Source organism: Gemmatimonadota bacterium, assembly GCA_026706345.1.
Taxonomy (GTDB): Bacteria; JAAXHH01; JAAXHH01; order JAAXHH01; family JAAXHH01; genus JAAXHH01.
Window position 1 is genome coordinate 1 of the sequence record JAPOYX010000193.1, and the last position, 2,848, is coordinate 2,848.

At 62.7% G+C, this 2,848-nt stretch carries 1 protein-coding gene; it reads left to right on the forward strand.

Annotation, left to right across the window (positions count from 1 at the left end; translation table 11 throughout):
• Positions 1-2,848, forward strand: a 2,848-nt coding sequence (gene ileS, locus OXG98_13080; GenBank protein MCY3772936.1) for an isoleucine--tRNA ligase, incomplete at both ends; no start/stop codon positions are given.

A 2,848-nucleotide genomic window follows, 5' to 3' on the forward strand; every position in this document is an offset into this window, starting at 1 on the left:
GGGCCCATCACCGCTCACAACGCCATGGGCGTCCACCATGCCTGGGGCCGCACCTACAAGGACATGTACTGCCGCTACAAGGCCATGAAGGGGTTCAACCAGCGCTGGCAGAACGGGTTCGACTGCCAGGGCCTCTGGGTGGAAGTCGAGGTGGAACGGGCGCTCGGGTTCGACTCGAAGCGGGATATCGAAACCTTCGGCCTGGCGGAGTTCTCCCGGGCCTGCCGCGCCCGGGTGGACGAATACGCGGAGCGGATCACGCGGCAGTCGATCCGCATGGGCCACTGGATGCAGTGGTACCATGACGACGGCCATCCGGCGTCCTACTACACGCTGGATGACAACAACATCGAACATATCTGGCACTTTCTCAAGGCCTGCGACGCCAGGAAGTGGCTGTACCGCGGCTACCGGTCCATGCCGTGGTGCTGGCGGTGCGGCACCAGTCTGAGCCAGCACGAACTGGTGGATTCGTACCAGGAGCAGACCGATCCCTCCTGCTTCTTCCGTTGCCGCGTCGGCGGACGGGAAGACGAGTACTTCCTGGTCTGGACTACCACGCCGTGGACCCTCACGGCCAATACGGCCCTGGCGCTGCATCCGGAGGCCGAATATGCGAAAGCGAGTCTGAACGGCGAATACTACTACTTGATGAAATCGCTCGTCGAGACGGTGCTGCCGCCGGAAGCAGAAGTAGTCGAAACCAAAAAGGGCGAAGACCTGATCGGGCTGCCGTTCCATGGTCCGTTGGAAGATCTCCCCGTGCAGCGGGAGGTCAACCGGATCACGGTGGCCTGGGACATGGTTTCGGACGAGGAAGGCACGGGGATCGTCCATATCGCGCCGGGTTGCGGCGCCGAGGACTATCAGCTCGGACAGGAACTGGACCTGGACATCATCGTGCCGATCGACGAAAACGGCTATTTCACGGGCGATCTCGGTCCGCTCGCCGCCACCCACGTGCGGGAATCAGCCGAAGGAGTCAGGCGGGAACTGGAATCCAGGGAGGTGCTGTTCCGCTGGGAAGACTACACGCACCGGTATCCCTTCTGCTGGCGTTGCAAGACCCCCCTGGTCTTCCGCCTGGCCGACGAGTGGTTCATTTCCGCGGACGAGATCAGGGCACCGATGAAGCAGGCCGCCGCGAAGGTCCGGTGGGTACCCGAATACAGCGGACTCCTGATGCAGGACTGGCTGGACAACATGGGGGACTGGTGCATATCGCGCCGCCGTTTCTGGGGGCTGCCCCTGCCCTTTTACTGTTGCGGGAACTGCGACCACGTAAACGTCGTGGGTAGCACGGCCGAGCTGCGTGAGCGGGCCGTGAATCCCACGCTCGTGGACGATCTGCCCGAGCTCCACCGGCCCTGGATCGATAAGATCGAAATCACCTGCGAGCGGTGCGGCGAGGCCGTCAGCAGGGTGACCGAAGTCGGCGACTGCTGGCTCGATGCCGGGATCGTGCCCTTTTCGACCCTGAACTATCTGCCTGAACACCGCGGAATCGACGGCACGATCCGGTCGGAGCGCGGACCGGAAGCCGAGCGGGACAAGGCAGGTGTTGTAGCGACAGGCGAGGAGTCCACCTGGGAATCGTGGTTTCCCGCGGACTGGATCACGGAAATGCGTGAACAGATCAGGCTGTGGTTCTACTCCCAGTTGTTCATGTCAGTGACCCTCTACGACCGGTCGCCGTTCAAAGCCGTGCTCACCTACGAAGAGATGCGGGACGAAAACGGCGAGCCCTTCAGCAAGAGCGGCGACAACGCGATCGCCGTGGAGGACGCAACCGCCCGCATGGGCGCCGACGTGATGAGGTGGCAGTACGCCGGGGCCCCGCTGAACATGGTCTTCCGTTTCGGGTACGGTCCGGCTGAAGAGGTTACCCGGAAGATGCTGAGGCTGTGGAACGTTTACGCGTTCTTCGTGACCTACGCCAATTTGCCGGACTGTCCTCCCATTACCGCTTCGGCACCCGTATCGGACCGCAGCGAACTCGACCGGTGGGTGCTCGCCTGTCTTCACCATTTGATCCGTCACTGCAACGACCGGATGGACCACTTCGATTCGGCGTCCGTTGTCCGCGAAACCGAACGGTTCATCGACGTACTTTCCACATGGTACGTCCGGAGAAGCAGGCGCCGGTTCTGGAAGAGCGGCGACGATACCGACAAGCAGTCGGCCATCCAGACGCTCTACGAAGTCCTGGTAACGATGAGCAGGCTGATCGCGCCCATCCTCCCTTTTTCGGCCGAAGAGCTGTACCGAAGCCTGGTTCCCCCAATCGATCCCTCGGCGCCCGAGAGCGTCCATCTCTGCCGTTACCCGGAGGTGTCTGATGCGTTGATCGATCAGGCTCTCATGGATGACATGGAAGATCTCATGCAGGTGATCGAACTGGGCCGCGCCGTTCGTAACGAAGCCCGGATGAAGGTCCGCCAGCCGGCGTTGCGCCTGCTGGTGAAACCCGCGACCGTCCGGCAGGGTGAAACCATTGCGCGGCTTCGGGCGCAGATCCTGGAAGAATTGAACGTGAAGGACCTGGATCTGGTTGATGACGAGGATGCGTTCCGCGGATATGCCGTGAAGCCGGACTTCTCCAGATGGGGACCACGTTTCGGCAAGCGGCTGAACGCCGTTCGCCAGGCCCTGGAGGCCCTGGACGGCGACGAAACCGGCGCCCGCGTCGCGGGAGGCGGGTCGCTGACGCTGGAAGTGGACGGCGAGCGGGTAGACCTGTCGCCTGACGATCTCGTGGTTGAACGGGTGGATGCGGACGGACTGGCCGGGATAGCCGATTTCGGCTGCACCGTCGCCATCGACACGACAGTCACCCGCGATCTTCTGC